Origin of the sequence: Vibrio makurazakiensis, from assembly GCF_050337375.1 — a bacterium.
GTDB classification, from domain to species: Bacteria; Pseudomonadota; Gammaproteobacteria; order Enterobacterales; family Vibrionaceae; genus Vibrio; species Vibrio makurazakiensis.
The window spans coordinates 1-720 of the sequence record NZ_JAKJSW010000480.1 but is presented as its reverse complement, the minus strand read 5'-3'; the positions used below and the strand labels follow the sequence as shown (position 1 = coordinate 720).

Below are 720 nucleotides of genomic sequence, written 5' to 3'. Positions count from 1 at the left end.
TTCCCGGGCCTTGTACACACCGCCCGTCACACCATGGGAGTGGGCTGCAAAAGAAGTGGGTAGTTTAACCTTTCGGGGAGGACGCTCACCACTTTGTGGTTCATGACTGGGGTGAAGTCGTAACAAGGTAGCCCTAGGGGAACCTGGGGCTGGATCACCTCCTTATACGAAGATATCACGATAAGTGTCCACACAGATTGATTAGGTTTGAAGTTTAGAGTAGAAAAACTTTTCCAGATGGGGCTATAGCTCAGCTGGGAGAGCGCCTCGCTGGCAGCGAGGAGGTCTGCGGTTCGATCCCGCATAGCTCCACCATCTTTAAGTGTTTTTCTTAAAAATATTTAAAAATGGTGTGTTTATGAAACATATCTAGCTCTTTAACAATTTGGAAAGCTGACTGATTGATTACTTACGAGTAATTCAATCAAATTTAAAAGTTCTCAATGTTTATCTGCTCTTATTTAATAAGAACGGTATAAACACAACAAACACATTCAAGTGTCTTGTATTCGAATCAATGTTTACATTGATTCACAATTGAGTCCGGCAAACAGTCATTGAGAATTAACCCTWCTTAATGACAACCAAAAACCTTGGTTGTTTGAACATACATTAAGACCCTTTCGGGTTGTATGGTTAAGTGACTAAGCGTACACGGTGGATGCCTTGGCAGTCAGAGGCGATGAAAGACGTAATAACTTGCGATAAGCCCAGATTAGG

Annotated in this window: 1 tRNA gene and 1 rRNA gene; both read left to right on the top strand. The window is 42.6% G+C overall.

Features of this window, described 5'->3' with window-relative positions:
• Positions 1–165 (top strand): 16S ribosomal RNA (locus L4C33_RS22630); the annotation flags it as partial.
• Positions 166–239: 74 nt separating this feature from the next.
• Positions 240–315, top strand: a tRNA-Ala gene (locus L4C33_RS22625).
• The last annotated feature ends 405 nt before the right edge of the window (positions 316–720 follow it).